Genomic DNA, 15,763 nt, shown 5'->3' with positions numbered 1-15,763 from the left:
TAGCCTCTATCCTGTGATGCCAGCAGGTATGCCAAAAAGAATGACCACTTTTGAGGTGCCAAGGTTTTCTTTTGTATGCTGAGTCCACGTTTGTCCAATTAATTGGCGATTAGAGGCGTAGCGATCGAAATCAGCAGTAAATAATCTACAAGGTGAAATATGACGACACTAGCACTAACAAGAGATAACGTCGAAACAATTCTGGATGAAATGCGCCCCTACCTGATATCCGATGGTGGCAACGTCGAACTGGTAGAAATCGAAGGCCCAGTCGTACACCTGCGGCTACAAGGAGCTTGTGGCTCTTGCCCAAGCTCTACAATGACCCTGAGAATGGGCATAGAACGTCGCCTGCGCGAAGCCATCCCAGAAATCTCGGAAGTTGAACAGGTAATGTAATTAGTCAGTAGTCATTAGTCAGTAGTCAGTAGTCAGTAGTCATTAGTAACAAGTAGATAAAGCAACTAATGACTAATAAATCATACTGCCGATTAATGACTGCCGATTAATAACTGCCGATTAATGACTGCTGACTAATGACTGCTAACTAATGACTAAGGACTAGAGTAATGTCTCACCCCCTGTATGTAGCCTTCATTTGGCATCAACACCAACCGCTGTACAAATCCAGAGTAGCTGCTAAGGAAACAGAGGCTCAATATCGATTGCCTTGGGTGCGCTTGCACGGGGTTAAAGACTACTTGGATTTAGTGCTAATTTTGGCAAAATATCCCAAACTGCATCAAACTGTAAACCTTGTGCCATCCTTGATTTTGCAGATAGAAGATTGCATCGCAGACCGAGCATTAGACCCCTATTTGGCTGCGGCTCTCAAGCCCACTGAAGATTTAAAGATATCAGAAAAAGAATTTATTTGTCAGCACTTTTTTGATGCCAATTACCACACCCTAATTCAACCCCATCCCCGCTACAATCAGCTCTACACTCAGCATCAGGAAAAAGGTATTCAGTGGTGTGTGGAAAATTGGAATCAACAGGACTTTAGCGACTTGCTGGCTTGGCACAATTTAGCTTGGATTGACCCGCTATTTTGGGATGACCCGGAGATTGCCCGGTGGCTGAAACAAGGACAAAATTTTAGTTTAGCCGATCGCCACAAAATCTACTCCAAACAAAAACAAATCCTAGCCAAAATCATTCCCCAACACCGAAAAATGCAAGCTGAGGGACAATTAGAAGTCTCCACAACCCCCCATACACACCCGATATTACCGCTGCTTGCTGATACGAATTGCGCTCGCATAGCTATTCCCAACATGACCCTGCCACAACATCGGTTTCAGTGGGCAGAAGATATTCCCCGACACCTCAGAAAATCCTGGGAAATGTATCAAGATAGGTTTGATTGCGAACCTCGCGGTTTGTGGCCCTCGGAACAGGCAGTTAGTCCAGAAATCTTGCCCTATATTGCAAAACAAGGCTTCAAATGGATAGTCTCCGACGAAGCTGTATTGGGATGGACAATTAAACACTTTTTTCATCGCGATGGGGCAGGGAATGTCTGGGAACCAGAATTGTTATATCGCCCTTACCGTCTAGAAACTCCTCACGGGGATTTGGCGATCGTCTTTCGAGACCACCGATTGTCAGATTTGATCGGATTTACCTACGGTTCGATGGCACCGAAAAAAGCAGCATCAGATTTAGTGGGACACCTAGAGGCGATCGCGCGAACCCTCAAACACCGACAATCTAGTGGCACCACAACCCTAGAAAATCCCTGGTTAGTAACCATCGCCCTAGACGGCGAAAACTGCTGGGAATTCTATCCCCAAGACGGCAAACCCTTCCTAGAATCCCTCTATGAAACCCTCAGCCTCGACCCAGATATTAAACTGGTAACAGTCTCCGAATTTCTTGACAAATTCCCCCCAACAGCCACAATTGAGTCAACCCAACTCCACACCGGTTCTTGGGTTGATGGTTCCCTCGCAACTTGGATCGGCGATCCCGCCAAAAATCGCGCTTGGGATTTGTTAGGCCAAGCAAGGCAAATGCTGGCAAATCATCCAGAAGCTACGGAAGAAACCAATCCCGAAGCTTGGGAAGCACTCTACGCCGCCGAAGGTTCCGACTGGTTTTGGTGGTTTGGCGAAGGTCACACCTCTAACCAAGATGCCATGTTTGACCAGCTATTCCGGGAACACGTAGCAGCAATTTACGAAGCTCTCAACGAGCCAGTACCTCCCCAAGTGCGCCGACAAGTAGAGGCCCACGAAGCTCCAGGCGACCATCAACCGCTGAGCTTTATTCATCCGGTGATTGACGGTATTGGTAATGAACAGGATTGGGACAAGGCTGGGCGGATTGAAGTTGGGGGAGCGAGGGGGACAATGCACCGCAGTTCTGCAATTCAGCGGATTTGGTACGGGGTGGATCACTTGAATTTTTACCTTCGGGTTGACTTCAATGCGGGTGTTCGGCCGGGAATTGACTGTCCGCCGGAGTTGAATTTATTCTGGTTTTATACCGATCGCACCATGCACAACAGCCTGATTCCACTGTCAGATTTGCCTGATACTGCACCCCTGAACTATCGATTCCACCATCAGTTAGGGATTAATTTGCTAACTAAATCGATTAGGTTTCAGGAGGCTGGAGAACGGGATGAGTGGCATCCTCACATCAGCCGCGCTCAGGTTGGGTTGGATAAATGTCTGGAGGTAGCAATACCTTGGGCAGATTTGCAGATTATGCCAGACTGGTCACTGAGGCTGATTGCGGTGTTATCGGAAGGGGAGCGTTACTGTAGCTGTTTGCCGTTCGATTCTTTGATTGCGATCGGAATGCCTTAAAGAGTTATTGGTTATTGGTTCTTAGTTATGAGTTATTGGTTATTCGTTAGGCCGGAGCTAGCAAATAACTAATCACAAACAACAAATGACAATACATAACTAATAACAAACAACACATAACCCATAACTAATTACAAACAACCAATGAGCCGGATTTTGGTTTTGCTCGATCGCCACCAACAACCTTTGCCGATACAATGCCTCAACAACAAACACGAGGTGTTTGCACCCGATCGCCCCATTTTCTCCAACTTTCCTGTCGAAATGGGCAACATCCCTTTTGACTTGTGCATTCTAGACGAGTCAAATTTCGATCGCATCCGCCCACTTGTAGAAACCTTAAAAACAGCATCGGCACCCCTGTTTTTACCGTTTTTGCTGGTTAGCCAAGGCAGAATTTCTGCTGATATAAATTCGCCATTTCTCCTTACCCCAGAACAACTTGAAGGCAGAATCGACGATTTGCTCCTTAGTCCCTTCCCTCCCACAGAACTCCACTTGCGGGTGGAAAATTTGTTAGCCCGTCGCCACTTGTCCCTAGAACTCCACAGCATTCAGGAAGTAGTTAAAGAACGGACTTTGGCCGAAAATGTGTTGATTGAATCCCTGGAAACAACCAACGAAAATCTGCAAGGGGAAATCTACAAGCGGGTGGAGGTAGAAGCCACTGTGCGATCGAATTCCTATCTGGATTCTCTGATGAATGCGATGCCAGATATTGTCTGTTTCAAAGATGCCCAGGGCCGATGGCAAGAGGCAAATCAAGCAATACTGGAACTGTTCGAGCTTTCGTGCGATGAATATCGGGGACTCAAAGACTCTGAACTAGGAGAACTCAGCACCTTTTATCGGGAAGCTTTGGCTGCCTGCGAAGTTAGCGATCGAGAAGCATGGCATAAAGGTAGTGTTTCTAGGGGTGAAGAAGTGATTCCCCGATCGGACGGTACGATTAAAATCTACGACGTCATTAAAATACCCTTATTTTACCCAGACGGCAATCGCAAAAGTCTTGTGATTTTGGGCCGCGACATCACCGAACACAAGCAAGCTAGAGATGAACTCGTCCGCTTGGCATCTATTGTTGAGTCTTCTGACGATGGCATCATCGGCAAATCCCCCACCGGGACAATTATGAGCTGGAATGCAGGAGCCGAAAATATTTATGGCTATGTGGCGACAGAAGTCAAGGGCCAGTCGATCGAGATTTTAGCCATACCCTCACGCCCCAACGAAATGTCACAAATTCTGGCAAACATTCGCGCGGGAGCCACCATCGACCATTATGAAACCCTTCATTTACGCAAAGACGGCAAAGAAATAGATGTTTCTCTGACTATTTCTCCGATTAAAGATACCACAGGAACCATCATCGGCGTCTCCACTATTGCCAGAGATATCAGCGACAGTAAGCGAGTTGAAAAAGCCCTGGAACAACTCCGCCATCAAAATGAATTGATTCTTTTCTCCGCAGGAGAAGGTATTTGCGGATTGAATAAAGAGGGAAAAGTTACTTTTGTCAATCCCGCAGCGGTGAGAATGGCTGGCTGCGAATCCAAGCAACTGATCGATCGACCGCTTTATCAAAGCATACATCCGAGACAGGAGGACTGCCCACAGGCGATCGACCACAATTCATCTACAGAAATCAATGCGGCCTCTAAATTTCCCACCTCCACCACATCCACTGTGGATCGACTCCTTCCCAATCAAATAAACAGTCAAATTCTCGCCACCTTGCAAGACGGAGAGGCGCGCCGCGTCACTAACGAGGTGTTTTGTCGCCGAGATGGCACGAGTTTTCCGGTTGAGTACGTCGTGGCTCCCATGCGAGAACAAGGCAAAATCATCGGGGCTGTGGTGACATTTAAGGATATCACCGATCGCCTTGCCGTAGAACGGATGAAAGATGAATTCATTTCCGTTGTCAGCCACGAACTGCGGACACCCATGACTTCGATTCACGGAGCCCTGGCCCTCCTCAACAGCGGTGTCCTCGACAATGAACCGGAAAAAGCCAAACGGATGCGATCGATTGCCGTGACTAACACAGAACGTTTGGTACGCTTAATCAATGACATCCTCGATTTAGAACGAATGGAGTCTAGTTATCACAAAGCGGTTAAGCAAACTTGCAATGTGGCAGAACTGATGCTTCAGGCTGTGGACGAGATGCAGGGAATGGCTGACCACGCTGGAGTTATACTGTCCGTGGTCCCTGTGAATGCTCCCTTGCGGGCTGTTCCCGATCGCATAATTCAAACCTTGACTAATTTGCTCAGCAATGCTATTAAATTTTCCTCCGAGGGCGCTACCATTTGGCTGAGTGCCCAATTGCGGCCAAATCACGATTGGGAAAACAAAGCTGGGCTCAAGTCTGTCTCGTATCCTGATTGTGCGATCGCCGATGGGAACTTGCCCATGTCCTCACAGGAAATCCTGATTGCCGTGAAAGACCGAGGTAGGGGAATTCCGGCAGATAAACTGGAAATGATCTTTGAACGCTTCCAACAGGTTGATGCTTCAGATTCTCGACAAAAGGGTGGGACAGGTTTGGGCCTGGCTATTTGTCGCAGTATCGTGCAACAACACGGTGGCAGAATTTGGGTGGACAGCGTTTTGGGGGAGGGTAGCACTTTTTTCTTAAGTTTCCCAGTTTTAACAGATGCAGAAAGTCCCAGGAAGGTAGAAAATAGAAGATAGAAAATTTAGAGTAAAATCTTTATATTTCAGGATAAATACGTAGAATGAGAAATAATGAATTTTTTTAAATTGCACTCCGTACTTTACACAAAATTCATATTTAAGTTCTAGTCTCAGATCAGTTCTTAATTTAAAAAAAAATGTTTATTGTGGCAGCAAAACGCATATTGATTATTGATGATGCCGAAGATATTCGGGAAGTCGCTCAAGTCAGTCTCGAAGTCGTCGGGGGCTGGGAAGTGCTGACAGCTAGTTCTGGTATCGAGGGTGTTGCTAAGGCAGTCGCCCAACAGCCTGATGCTATTCTTTTAGACGTGATGATGCCTGACCAAGACGGACCTACTACTTTTTTACAATTGCAAGCCAATAGTGCTACGCAGCACATTCCCGTAATTTTACTGACGGCGAAGGCTTTGGCAGGGGACAGGCGGATGTTTGCCGATTTGGGGGTAGCCAGCGTGATTGCTAAGCCTTTTGAACCGATGTCTTTAGCAAGTCAGGTAGCTCAAGTTTTAGGATGGGATCGCTCCTAGGGCGATCGGGACATTGAGCTTTGTAGCCTCGACAACAAATTATTCCTGCTTAGTTTGAAAAAGAATATAAACTGGCAGGAGTATTTGACTTTTTGTGAATTCTTGTCGTTCTTCATCAGTTCTTCAGGTTTTAGTTTTAAGTTTAAACCATTCGTCAGGGATCACCCCTGAATTTGGACAAACACCTTGGGAGATGACGACTATGCCCTCAGCCTACATTTTACTACTGATAGTTTCTCTAGCCGCCATCTGGGTCTATTGGCAAACCTCTCAAGATATTTTTGTCCTCGTGGCTTTGGCTGGACTCGGCTGTTTTATTTGGGGCTTCTCTTGTGCTCCTTGGCTCGTTCAACTTCTCATCGTCTTGCTACTCTTGGGCCTCCAAAAGCTTTACTTGGGAGACACTAAAAGTTGCGAGTGAAACCAGCTTTTAGTAATGGCATCTGGACTGAGGACGAACTCAGCATTAGTATAGAATTAATTCTCGATCTACTTGTTAAAAAAGGTTTAAAAAATCATGAATAGTTGCCCTTGTTGCTCATCTCAATTACTCAGACACGCTCGCCAAAATCGCATTTACTGGTTTTGTTCGCACTGTTGGGAAGAAATGCCAGATCTTTCAGAGATGATTTTAGGTAACAGACAGCGGACTAGCAAAATCGACAGTTTAGTGAAAGTCTCTGCTTTGATGCCAAAATTGACAGTTTTGGCATCCGTGGAAATTGCTTAGTTGGTTGCGACTTCTCAGGATTAAAAATTAGTAAAATAGTTTTTTTAGTAGTTAAGTAGGCTAATTTGTTTTAATAAAGATTAAAAAGCCTCCTTCCGTATTGGTGAAGGAGGCTTTTAGATGGGGCGATACAGGCCAGAACTAAATATTTAGGTCTGATTACATCAAACCGATTTGAGAAAGAATACCTTGACCCGTCAGATATTCGGTAGCTAGGCCAATAACAAAGCCAAGCATCGCCAAACGACCATTCCAGGTTTCGGCAAACTCAGTAAAGCCCACTTTTGCGTCTTTATTTTCCATGACCAAAAACCTCGTTTAATTTCAACCTTATGTAAACTAATGTAACACAGCAGTTAAAACATTGCAACATATTTTTACAATTTATTTTTGAAGGCGGGGGCCCAGAAACCGGGTTTTTTAGGAGAATACTTCGTTACAGCCCATAGATTCTGCAAAAAACCCGGTTTCTTTTGCTTTTACCTGGGCCCAGAAACCGCGTTTGTGCGACAATACTTCGTTAAAACCGACAGATTCTGCAAAAAACCCGGTTTCTTTTGCTTGTACCTGGGCCCAGAAACCGGGTTTTTGCGACAATACTTCGTTAAAACCGACAGATTCTGAAAAAACCCGGTTTCTTTAGTTGTGATGCGTAAGTCCTGTCTGAAAAAAAATCAGGTAAATGTACCACTAGCACTTGACGTCCCATACTTAAACGGTTAGCTTAGAGCCGTACAGCTCAGATAGACACCCGCATTCAAAAGCAAAAAGTGTCGGTTAAGTCGTCTCAGCGGTAGGATGTGCAGATTTCGGGTAAGCGCCCTAAGCCCCCGTTGATATAGACATTCAAGTTAATGTCGTTTCAACTGGAATCCATAGGTTAGTTGGCACTACATTTGTTTGAATTTCTATATCAACGGGTTTTTACGACGCCTGTCCGAAATCTGCACATCCTATCGCTGAGACGCTAACCAACTAAGTACACACTAAATCAATAGTGTGGCAGTCAAGAGTTTTGTTCCATGGAAAACCTCACTTTTGAGCGAAGCCACAGACAATCTTTCCTTGACTAAATGCGTAATATCAATTCCGGTTGCACCGTAATGATATAGAGGAGACGGCAGTGCCGTGTCCCTACCCCAGATTCATTGTAGGGACACGGCACTGCCGTTTCCTAATTGTGGCTACTGACGCACCTGACTAATTTAACTGGTTCCCAGGCTCTGGCCTGGGAACCGATGTCTAGAGGCTCTGCCTCGTCCTTATCTATCAGGAAAATGGAGGCAGAGCCTCTAGATATGCGTTACCAGGCCAGAGCCTGGTAACGAGTAAATTCCAAAGACAAGAATAGTGCAGATAAACAATTGATATTTGACTGCCTTAAACGAGTGGCCATCAAACCTTCTCCTGACATAATTATCCTAGTTTCAGGAGATCGGGATTTTGCACCTTTAATCAGTCTGATGCTGGCTGTTGGCAAAACCATCATAGTTTTTTCACAGCGCGATAGTGCCAGCAAAAAACTGATTAACCTAGTTGGTGATGATCACTTTCATTATATAGACGATCTGCCTAACTTGTTTGCAGGGAATACTCAGAATAAAGCAGACAGATTATCTGCATAAAGTTGCACAGTCCGCCAGGTAATAAATTCCCACAGCGAGTAGCTAAAGTCGGTTAAAACCGACTGACACATAGTTAAAAAAAATATCATCTTCAGTCCTCTTCAGAGGACTTTAGCTATGAGCCAGGGGTTTTAACCCCTGGCGGACTGTCGGACTAACGAACTAATAGTAGAACACCAAGACATCTGTTAAAATTAACCTAGCCGCAGATAGCCAAAATCCAGTTTATTTGATAAACTAGATTCTCCAAACAAACCGCTATTTGCAGCTCTTTCATGTCCGCATAACAACACCAACCATTATCAAAATTCCATGCAATTAACTAACCCAACAAAAGAAATACAAATGACCCTTCCCGAATTCCACAATCAAAAACTGTTCCGCCAAGCCCTCACACACCGTTCCTATGTCAACGAAAACCCCACATCCCGCGAAGAAGACAACGAACGCTTAGAATTTCTCGGCGATGCTTTGCTGACTTTTCTCAGTGGCGAATATCTTTATCAGCGTCACCCAGAAATGGGAGAAGACCAACTTACTCGCCGACGTTCAGCCCTAGTAGATGAAAAACAACTAGCCAGATTTGCTAAAGAAATAGATTTAGACTTAAAAATGCGACTCGGAAAAGGAGCCTATCGAGAAGGTGGTATTACTAATCCTAATTTGCTTAGCAGCACCTTTGAAGCATTTATTGGTGCTTACTATCTCGATACACAAGACATGGACAAAGTTCGCAAATTTGTGTGGGAATTGTTTGATTCAGTGCCGGAAAATGTAGTCGAAACGCGATCGAGTATAGACTCAAAAAACCGCTTTCAGGAATGGGTACAAGCCAACGGTGACACAACTCCTCCCAAATACGTGACAATCCAAGCAGGAGGCGCACCTCATGCTCCTGAATTTCTTGCTAAAGTTTATGTCGCAGATAAATCCTATGGAGAAGGTAAAGGTAAAAGTAAAAAAGATGCTGAAAAAAATGCAGCCGAAGATGCACTAGCTAAGCTCAAAAAACGCGGGCTTATCTAAACTTTAAAAAAAACGGTAAAAACTCGTATTTTGACTAAAACCACCTTTTTTTTCTTAAAGTTGAAGCTTTTTCAGCTATCCGAATTAAATCGGTCGGCGACATATCCTTGCTCACTGTCATGCGAGAAATACGATAGTTATTTCTCAATCTGCTGACTCTTAACAAATTGTCATCATACAAAAACCCAGTTAAATGATACTTAGGTAAAATGCTTTCCACTTCTCTATCTGATGCACCGTAGGGATAGGCTATGTGAGCACCGACAAGTTTATTTTTGTCTAAATTGCTCATACATTTTCTCAAAATTAACTTAGATTTAGAAATTTCTAATTCTAAATTTTTCCCATTCAGGGTAGTTAAATTTTTGTGGCTGAAGCCGTGAGATTGAATATCATAAAAACCCTTTTTGTATCCCTCTCTTAAATCGTTGCAGCTAGTATGAGGTAAAAATTCTCCACCCATATCTACACCCAAAAAGTGTGGATTGACAAACAGCACAAATTTACCCTTTTCTTTATAAATAAATGACAGTTTTTCGATCAGGGGTAGTGCATTTGTATGAACGCCTTTGTAGCCGTCGTCAAAGGTAATCATAATGGGTTTTTGACCTTCATGTTGAGGTGGTATTGGCTTGGATTTTTCAATAAAATATAGATACAAGTCTTGAGATGATAAAAACCAGTAGTTTTGTTCAACTAAGTATTCTAAGAATACTGCAAAATCTTGTTTCGTGTAGTCGGTTGAGAAAGCGTTTCTGTGAGGTGGCAATTCGGCGGGATTTTGAATGTCTACAATATCGTGAAAGCCCAGAATAGGAATTCTGACGAAATAAGATTCTACAGTCCATCCAGAAATGCCGATACTGATTAAAAATATCAGCACTAAATAAATAATTTGGGTTTTGTGTAGCAGTCGAAAAAGAAAATTTAGGGGAATCTTTCCCTGCTTTAGTAATTGTTCTTTATTCATCGTCTCCTCACCAGTCTATTTATTATTCATATTTACCATCAATGCAGCCAAATTCAGTAATATTAAGATAGTTTTTCCCGTTTTTTTGTAATTTAGTTAGACTTTCAAATACAGCCGATCGCACAATGGTATAATCTACTGTGAACCGTCAACTGTCAACTGTCAACTGTCTGCCCGCTCCCGAAGCCGAAGGGTAGCCGAAGAGTCAACTGTCAACTGTCTACTGTCAACCATATAATTGATGTCTACTCAAAACCCGACTACCCTCTCCCTGGAAGAAGCACAACAACTTCTTAAAAATTTCACTTGTCTGGATATGCAATCTTTAGCATCGCCACTGCAAAAACAAGAACTCCGTCAAGCTATTTTGCTGGTAGCGAGTTTGTCTGATTATCAAATGCTAGGAGTTTGCGCCTCTTCGACAGATGAAGGCTTTTTGGCTTTAAAAACTTATTTGACAGCTTTGGGATATCAACCTGTTTTAGACCCCAACTCTGTTACTTCATTTACCAGCTCTGTTTATATTAAGTTTAATACTTTGAAAGGTTCCTATTATGTTGACAGCTACACGGGAACTTACCGTGGCGTTTTGGTGTCCTGTCAATCTTCCTCAGAATCAGGAATTAGCGAGACTTACGGTCATTTACCTCTCGATTTATTTTGTTAATTGTAAATTGGAAATGTGGCATTGGGCATGGGAACCAACTAACAAGAGTTAACAGTTAACAGTTAACAGTCAATTGTTAACTGTTAACTGTTAATTGTCAACTCTCAACTGTCAATTCTGGCTGTTCTTCCGGTGCAGATTCTTCCGGCGGTAGTCCCAAAACATCCCTGTACAACTCGACATATTTTCTGGCAGAAATATCCCAGCTAAAGTTTTCTCTCATGCCGCGCTGTTGCAGTTCTTTCCACTTATCTTTATAGCGGAAACCTTCCCAAGTTCGGATCATGCAGGTGAACAAGTCAAGGGGTTCGTAGCGATCGAAACAGTAACCAGTACCTGTATTATCGATCGGGTTATTGTGCGATACCGTATCCACTAAACCGCCGGTACGACGTACCATCGGCACACATCCATAGCGCAGCGCCAGCATTTGACTGATACCACAGGGCTCGAAACGACTCGGCATCAGGAATGTGTCGCAGCCTGCGTAAACGCGACGGGAGAGGGCTTCGTTGTAGAGTAATTGGGTGGACATCCGGCCTGGATAACGGGCTGTCATTTGCCAGAGTTGGGTTTCGTAGTAGCGATCGCCCGTTCCCAGTACAATAAATTGAGCGTCGGTATAGGCCATGAAGCGATCGAGCATTTGGATAATCAAATCCAGCCCCTTCTGTTCCACCAGGCGACTCACCATCCCAATTAAAAACGCATTTTTATTCACTTCCAAACCGACTTCTTCTTGCAGCGCAATTTTGTTGGGATAGCGCTTTTCAATAGTATCAGCACTGAATTGTTGAGGAATGTACTTATCAGTTTCTGGGTTGTAAGATTCAGTATCAATCCCATTCAAAATTCCCGATACTTTCCCACCCAAAAAAGACAACAAACCTTCCAATCCTTCCCCATAACTAGGGGTTTTGATTTGCTCGGCATAAGTCGGTGACACTGTATTTACGCGATTGGCAAACTGTACGGCCGCGGCCATTGTATTATGACCTTGCATATACCAAGGACACCAAGTCATCTGCTCCAAACGCCAGCGCCACGGCCCTTGATAAGCTAAATTGTGAATAGTAAAAACAGTGCTGATATCAGGGTCTTGGTGCATCCAAACAGGTATCATTCCCGTATGCCAATCGTGACAATGGATAATTTGTGGCTTCCAGTAATTCCAAGCAAATTCCGCTGCACCATTAGCAAAGAAAGTAAATTTCCAATCTTCATCGACGCCACCATAAATGCGGCGAGTTGAGAAAGATGGATGTTTAAATAAATATAAAGGAACATCCGTTCCCGGCAAAACAGTTTCAAAGATGGAGAAGCTTTGGAACATGGCATCACCTTTCCAAACAGCTTCTTTGGGCACATCCATTTTGTCCGGGATGAAGCCGTAATAGGGCATGAAGATGCGGACATCGTGACCCATGCGTCGCAGGAATTTAGGCAAAGCACCGACGACATCCCCCATACCGCCTACCTTGGCTAGGGGTGCTGCTTCGGCGGATACAAATAAAATTCGCATTATTTTTTTTGCGTTCCTTAAGATAGTTAGTCTAGATTAAGTTTAAATGGGTAGTGGCACAATATTAACATGGAGCCGAAAAACAACTAAGTCAACCCATCTAATTAAACAAAATACTCACAGCCCCGACAACTGCTGCAAAATTGGGACTCCCACAAAAGAGGGTTGGGGGAGCGATCGTGTAAAATATTGTTACAAAATTACTGTAAAGTAAAAATATAAATTTATTTGTTCTCGCAATACAACAGCCTCAACTACATGAACACAATATCAACTTACGGCTCTTGGAAATCCCCCATTACCTCCGATTTAATTGTTTCGGGAACTGTAGGACTCGGACAAATTGCGATGGAGGGCGAGGATATTTACTGGGTGGAAGCAAGACCTTCTGAAGCAGGCAGAAACGTCATCGTGCGACGCACTCCTGACGGAAAAATCAGCGATGTCACACCCCAACCTTTTAATGTTCGCACTCGCGTTCACGAATACGGAGGTGCTTCCTTTGTGGTGGCTAGCGGTGTGGTCTATTTTTCTCATTTTGCCGACGGGCGCATTTATTATCAAAAATTAGATTCTCAGCCCCTAGCTTTAACACCCGTAGTTAATTGTCGGTACGCCGATGGCATTGTTGACAAGCAAAGAAATCGCCTGATTTGCGTTCGCGAAGACCATACACGAGAAAGTGAAGTTGTCAATACTATTGTTAGTATTAATTTAGACAACGGGGAAGATATTCAAATTTTAGCCCAGGGTGAAGATTTTTATGCTTCCCCCCGTTTTAGTCCTGACGGTTCTCAGATTTCTTGGATTAGTTGGAATCATCCAAATATGCCTTGGGATGGCACAGAATTATGGATAGCGAAAATTCAACCTGACGGTTATTTGGGGGGAAAATACTTAGTTGCAGGTGGCCCAGAAGAGTCGATTTTTCAACCGGAATGGTCGCCGGATGGAGTGTTATATTTTGTTTCTGATAAGTCTAATTGGTGGAATTTTTATAGAACCCCCCTCAATCCCCCCTTGGTAAGGGGGGAAGCAGGAATAGAAGATTCCCCCTTGGTAAGGGGGGAAGCAGGAATAGAAGATTCCTCCTTGGTAAGGGGGGAAATAAATACAGAACCCCCGTTGGTAAGGGGGGAAATAAATACAGAACCCCCCTTGGTAAGGGGGGCTTGGGGGATCGAACCTCTGTACGAAATGGCGGCGGAATTCGGACTACCTCAGTGGGTGTTTGGGATGTCTACCTATGCTGTTGTTTCCGAACACAAAATTATTTGCACCTACACTCAACAAGGCCAGTGGTATTTAGCAACTATTGATTTAGTCACAAAGCAGTTGAGCAAAATTGACACACCTTACAGTGATATTTCTTCACTAAAAGCCCAAGGTGAAAAAGTAGTTTTTCTGGCTGGTTCTCCGACGGAATCCTCCGCGATTGTACAACTAGATTTAGGAACAAGTCAAATAGAAGTATTGCGCCTAGCCAGCAATTTAAGCCTTGATGCTGGTTATCTTTCTGTACCGGAATCCATCGAATTTCCCACGGAAAATGGTTTGACTGCTTTTGCTTTCTTTTATCCCCCAAAAAATCAAGATTTTGCAGCACCAGCAGGTGAAAAACCACCCCTGATTGTCAAAAGTCATGGTGGGCCCACGGCGGCTACTTCTAGTAGTATGAATTTAAAGATTCAATACTGGACAAGTCGTGGTTTTGCTGTCTTGGATGTGAATTATGGTGGTAGCACTGGTTACGGCCGAGAATACAGAAAAAGGCTACAAGATAGTTGGGGTATTGTGGATGTTGATGACTGTGCTAATGGTGCTAAATATTTAGCCCAAAGGGGTTTAGTTGACAGTGCAAAAATGGCGATCGCCGGTGGTAGCGCTGGAGGCTATACTACTCTGTGCGCTCTCACTTTCCGGGATGTTTTCAAGGCTGGGGCGAGCTATTATGGAGTTAGCGATTTGTCAGCTTTGGCAACGGATACCCACAAGTTTGAATCGCGCTATCTGGATGGATTAATCGGACCTTATCCTGAAAGGAAAGATTTGTATTTAGAACGCTCCCCTATTCATGCCGCGGCTAATTTATCTTGTCCTATCATCTTCTTTCAAGGATTGGAAGATAAAGTGGTTCCTCCCAATCAAGCAGAAATGATGGTAGAAATCTTAAAAGCAAAGGGTTTGCCTGTTGCTTACGTTGCTTATGAAGGGGAACAGCACGGTTTTCGGCGGGCTGAAAATATCAAAAAAACCCTGGATGGTGAATTATATTTCTATTCACAAGTGTTTAAGTTTGAGTTGGCTGATGAGGTGGCCCCAGTGCTGATTTACAATCTTTAGCTGAAACTCTGTTTGCATCTGTGTTTTGCAAATATATTCCTAGGGGCGAAGCATGACCGCTGTAAATTTATGGTTATCATATCAATTGCGGTTGTATCGGAATGATTAAACCACAGAGGACACAGAGGACACAGAGAAAGAGAAGAGAGAAATAATAATTCGGATGTCAACGGATTTGATATCACTAATAAATTGTCTGCGGTCATGCTTCGCCTATGCAAAATCGGGATGCTCCCGAAACTCTGCTTGCAGTAAGTACCGTAGCGGCTATATTGTGTGGTGTTAATTGGTAGTTTCAGTCGCTGCGAGATCTGGGATAGAACTTGCTGATTTATGGATGGCGATGCATTTTACGGACGTCGCCAGATTTGGTTTGCCATAATAGGGAATGTGATTTAATTCACAAATCTGGTGGTTTTTGGTCACAAGTTTGGGTGTTTATTGTCACAAATTTGGGTGTTGGCTGTCACATATTTTTAGACAATCAGATAGCAAAAATAGTAAGGTGCGATCGCCTTCTCTGAACACAGAAAGTCTCGATCGCTCGTCGAGTTCAGATTTAATAGCTATGGAAACTCCTGTCCATCTTATTCCATCTGCTTTGGGCGAGTTGTTTGCCGAAGTCAATCACCATAGGTATATTACCGTAGCCGATCGCTACGGTTTGATGGCTGCTATTTTTGACGAAACTTTGACAGAGGAAGAAAAACGCTCGATCGATCGCCTATTGCGCGCCGTGTACCGAGGTAAAATAAAATTAGTTAATCAACTGTCTATGGTGAACGGATTTTAGATTTTGATTTGAGATTAAATAATATCAAATCCGGTAGC

13 protein-coding genes and 1 pseudogene are annotated in these 15,763 nt (G+C 43.9%); 11 read left to right on the top strand and 3 right to left on the bottom strand.

Annotation, left to right across the window (positions count from 1 at the left end):
• Positions 1–159 precede the first annotated feature (159 nt).
• The 6 genes from ACBR23_RS06775 (at position 160) to ACBR23_RS06750 (ending at position 6,779) form a co-directional block, all read left to right on the top strand.
• A complete protein-coding gene (locus tag ACBR23_RS06775) occupies positions 160–399 on the top strand; it encodes a NifU family protein (protein WP_341739772.1) in 240 nt (79 codons plus the stop codon).
• A 170-nt stretch (positions 400–569) separates the two neighbouring features.
• Complete coding sequence (locus ACBR23_RS06770; protein ID WP_371119216.1) at positions 570–2,816, top strand: glycoside hydrolase; 2,247 nt, start codon at positions 570–572, stop codon at positions 2,814–2,816.
• 144 nt (positions 2,817–2,960) lie between these two features.
• Positions 2,961–5,516, top strand: a complete 2,556-nt coding sequence (locus ACBR23_RS06765; protein WP_371119215.1) for a PAS domain S-box protein — start codon at positions 2,961–2,963, stop codon at positions 5,514–5,516.
• 140 nt (positions 5,517–5,656) lie between these two features.
• Positions 5,657–6,049: a response regulator gene (locus ACBR23_RS06760; protein ID WP_341739835.1), complete on the top strand. Its 393-nt coding sequence runs from the start codon at positions 5,657–5,659 to the stop codon at positions 6,047–6,049.
• Between the two features lie 202 nt (positions 6,050–6,251).
• On the top strand, positions 6,252–6,470 hold the full coding sequence (locus ACBR23_RS06755) for a hypothetical protein (protein WP_341739834.1): 219 nt from the start codon (positions 6,252–6,254) through the stop codon (positions 6,468–6,470).
• 186 nt (positions 6,471–6,656) lie between these two features.
• Positions 6,657–6,779: a hypothetical protein gene (locus ACBR23_RS06750; protein ID WP_341739833.1), complete on the top strand. Its 123-nt coding sequence runs from the start codon at positions 6,657–6,659 to the stop codon at positions 6,777–6,779.
• A gap of 159 nt (positions 6,780–6,938) precedes the next feature.
• On the opposite strand, the gene ACBR23_RS06745 is transcribed toward ACBR23_RS06750, so the two are convergent.
• Complete coding sequence (locus tag ACBR23_RS06745) at positions 6,939–7,082, bottom strand: chlorophyll a/b-binding protein (protein ID WP_332960203.1); 144 nt, start codon at positions 7,080–7,082, stop codon at positions 6,939–6,941.
• Between the two features lie 1,046 nt (positions 7,083–8,128).
• On the opposite strand from ACBR23_RS06745, the pseudogene ACBR23_RS06740 reads away from it, so the two are divergent.
• Positions 8,129–8,404, top strand: a pseudogene (locus ACBR23_RS06740) (NYN domain-containing protein); the annotation flags it as partial.
• Positions 8,405–8,749: 345 nt separating this feature from the next.
• On the top strand, positions 8,750–9,430 hold the full coding sequence (rnc, locus tag ACBR23_RS06735; protein ID WP_371119214.1) for a ribonuclease III: 681 nt from the start codon (positions 8,750–8,752) through the stop codon (positions 9,428–9,430).
• Positions 9,431–9,464: 34 nt separating this feature from the next.
• On the opposite strand, the gene ACBR23_RS06730 is transcribed toward rnc, so the two are convergent.
• A complete protein-coding gene (locus ACBR23_RS06730; RefSeq protein ID WP_341739831.1) occupies positions 9,465–10,400 on the bottom strand; it encodes a polysaccharide deacetylase family protein in 936 nt (311 codons plus the stop codon).
• A gap of 241 nt (positions 10,401–10,641) precedes the next feature.
• On the opposite strand from ACBR23_RS06730, the gene ACBR23_RS06725 reads away from it, so the two are divergent.
• Positions 10,642–11,067, top strand: coding sequence for a DUF1824 family protein (locus ACBR23_RS06725; RefSeq protein ID WP_341739830.1), 426 nt, complete (start codon positions 10,642–10,644; stop codon positions 11,065–11,067).
• A gap of 97 nt (positions 11,068–11,164) precedes the next feature.
• On the opposite strand, the gene glgA is transcribed toward ACBR23_RS06725, so the two are convergent.
• On the bottom strand, positions 11,165–12,589 hold the full coding sequence (gene glgA, locus ACBR23_RS06720; protein ID WP_371119213.1) for a glycogen synthase GlgA: 1,425 nt from the start codon (positions 12,587–12,589) through the stop codon (positions 11,165–11,167).
• Between the two features lie 258 nt (positions 12,590–12,847).
• On the opposite strand from glgA, the gene ACBR23_RS06715 reads away from it, so the two are divergent.
• Entirely contained in the window at positions 12,848–14,932 is a 2,085-nt protein-coding gene (locus ACBR23_RS06715) for a prolyl oligopeptidase family serine peptidase (RefSeq protein ID WP_371119212.1), read from the top strand.
• Between the two features lie 418 nt (positions 14,933–15,350).
• A complete protein-coding gene (locus ACBR23_RS06710; protein ID WP_371115053.1) occupies positions 15,351–15,725 on the top strand; it encodes a hypothetical protein in 375 nt (124 codons plus the stop codon).
• Positions 15,726–15,763: the final 38 nt, after the last annotated feature.

This window comes from Microcoleus sp. (genome assembly GCF_041354475.1).
In the GTDB taxonomy this organism is placed as follows: domain Bacteria; phylum Cyanobacteriota; class Cyanobacteriia; order Cyanobacteriales; family Microcoleaceae; genus Microcoleus.
This window is presented reverse-complemented; position numbering and strand designations above follow the sequence as displayed.

Coding starts and splice junctions, on each gene's coding strand:
- ACBR23_RS06775 (WP_341739772.1), top strand. CDS start 160: ATGACGACACTAGCACTAACAAGAGATAACGTCGAAACAATTCTGGAT.
- ACBR23_RS06770 (WP_371119216.1), top strand. CDS start 570: ATGTCTCACCCCCTGTATGTAGCCTTCATTTGGCATCAACACCAACCG.
- ACBR23_RS06765 (WP_371119215.1), top strand. CDS start 2,961: ATGAGCCGGATTTTGGTTTTGCTCGATCGCCACCAACAACCTTTGCCG.
- ACBR23_RS06760 (WP_341739835.1), top strand. CDS start 5,657: ATGTTTATTGTGGCAGCAAAACGCATATTGATTATTGATGATGCCGAA.
- ACBR23_RS06755 (WP_341739834.1), top strand. CDS start 6,252: ATGCCCTCAGCCTACATTTTACTACTGATAGTTTCTCTAGCCGCCATC.
- ACBR23_RS06750 (WP_341739833.1), top strand. CDS start 6,657: ATGCCAGATCTTTCAGAGATGATTTTAGGTAACAGACAGCGGACTAGC.
- ACBR23_RS06745 (WP_332960203.1), bottom strand. CDS start 7,082: ATGGAAAATAAAGACGCAAAAGTGGGCTTTACTGAGTTTGCCGAAACC.
- rnc (WP_371119214.1), top strand. CDS start 8,750: ATGACCCTTCCCGAATTCCACAATCAAAAACTGTTCCGCCAAGCCCTC.
- ACBR23_RS06730 (WP_341739831.1), bottom strand. CDS start 10,400: ATGAATAAAGAACAATTACTAAAGCAGGGAAAGATTCCCCTAAATTTT.
- ACBR23_RS06725 (WP_341739830.1), top strand. CDS start 10,642: ATGTCTACTCAAAACCCGACTACCCTCTCCCTGGAAGAAGCACAACAA.
- glgA (WP_371119213.1), bottom strand. CDS start 12,589: ATGCGAATTTTATTTGTATCCGCCGAAGCAGCACCCCTAGCCAAGGTA.
- ACBR23_RS06715 (WP_371119212.1), top strand. CDS start 12,848: ATGAACACAATATCAACTTACGGCTCTTGGAAATCCCCCATTACCTCC.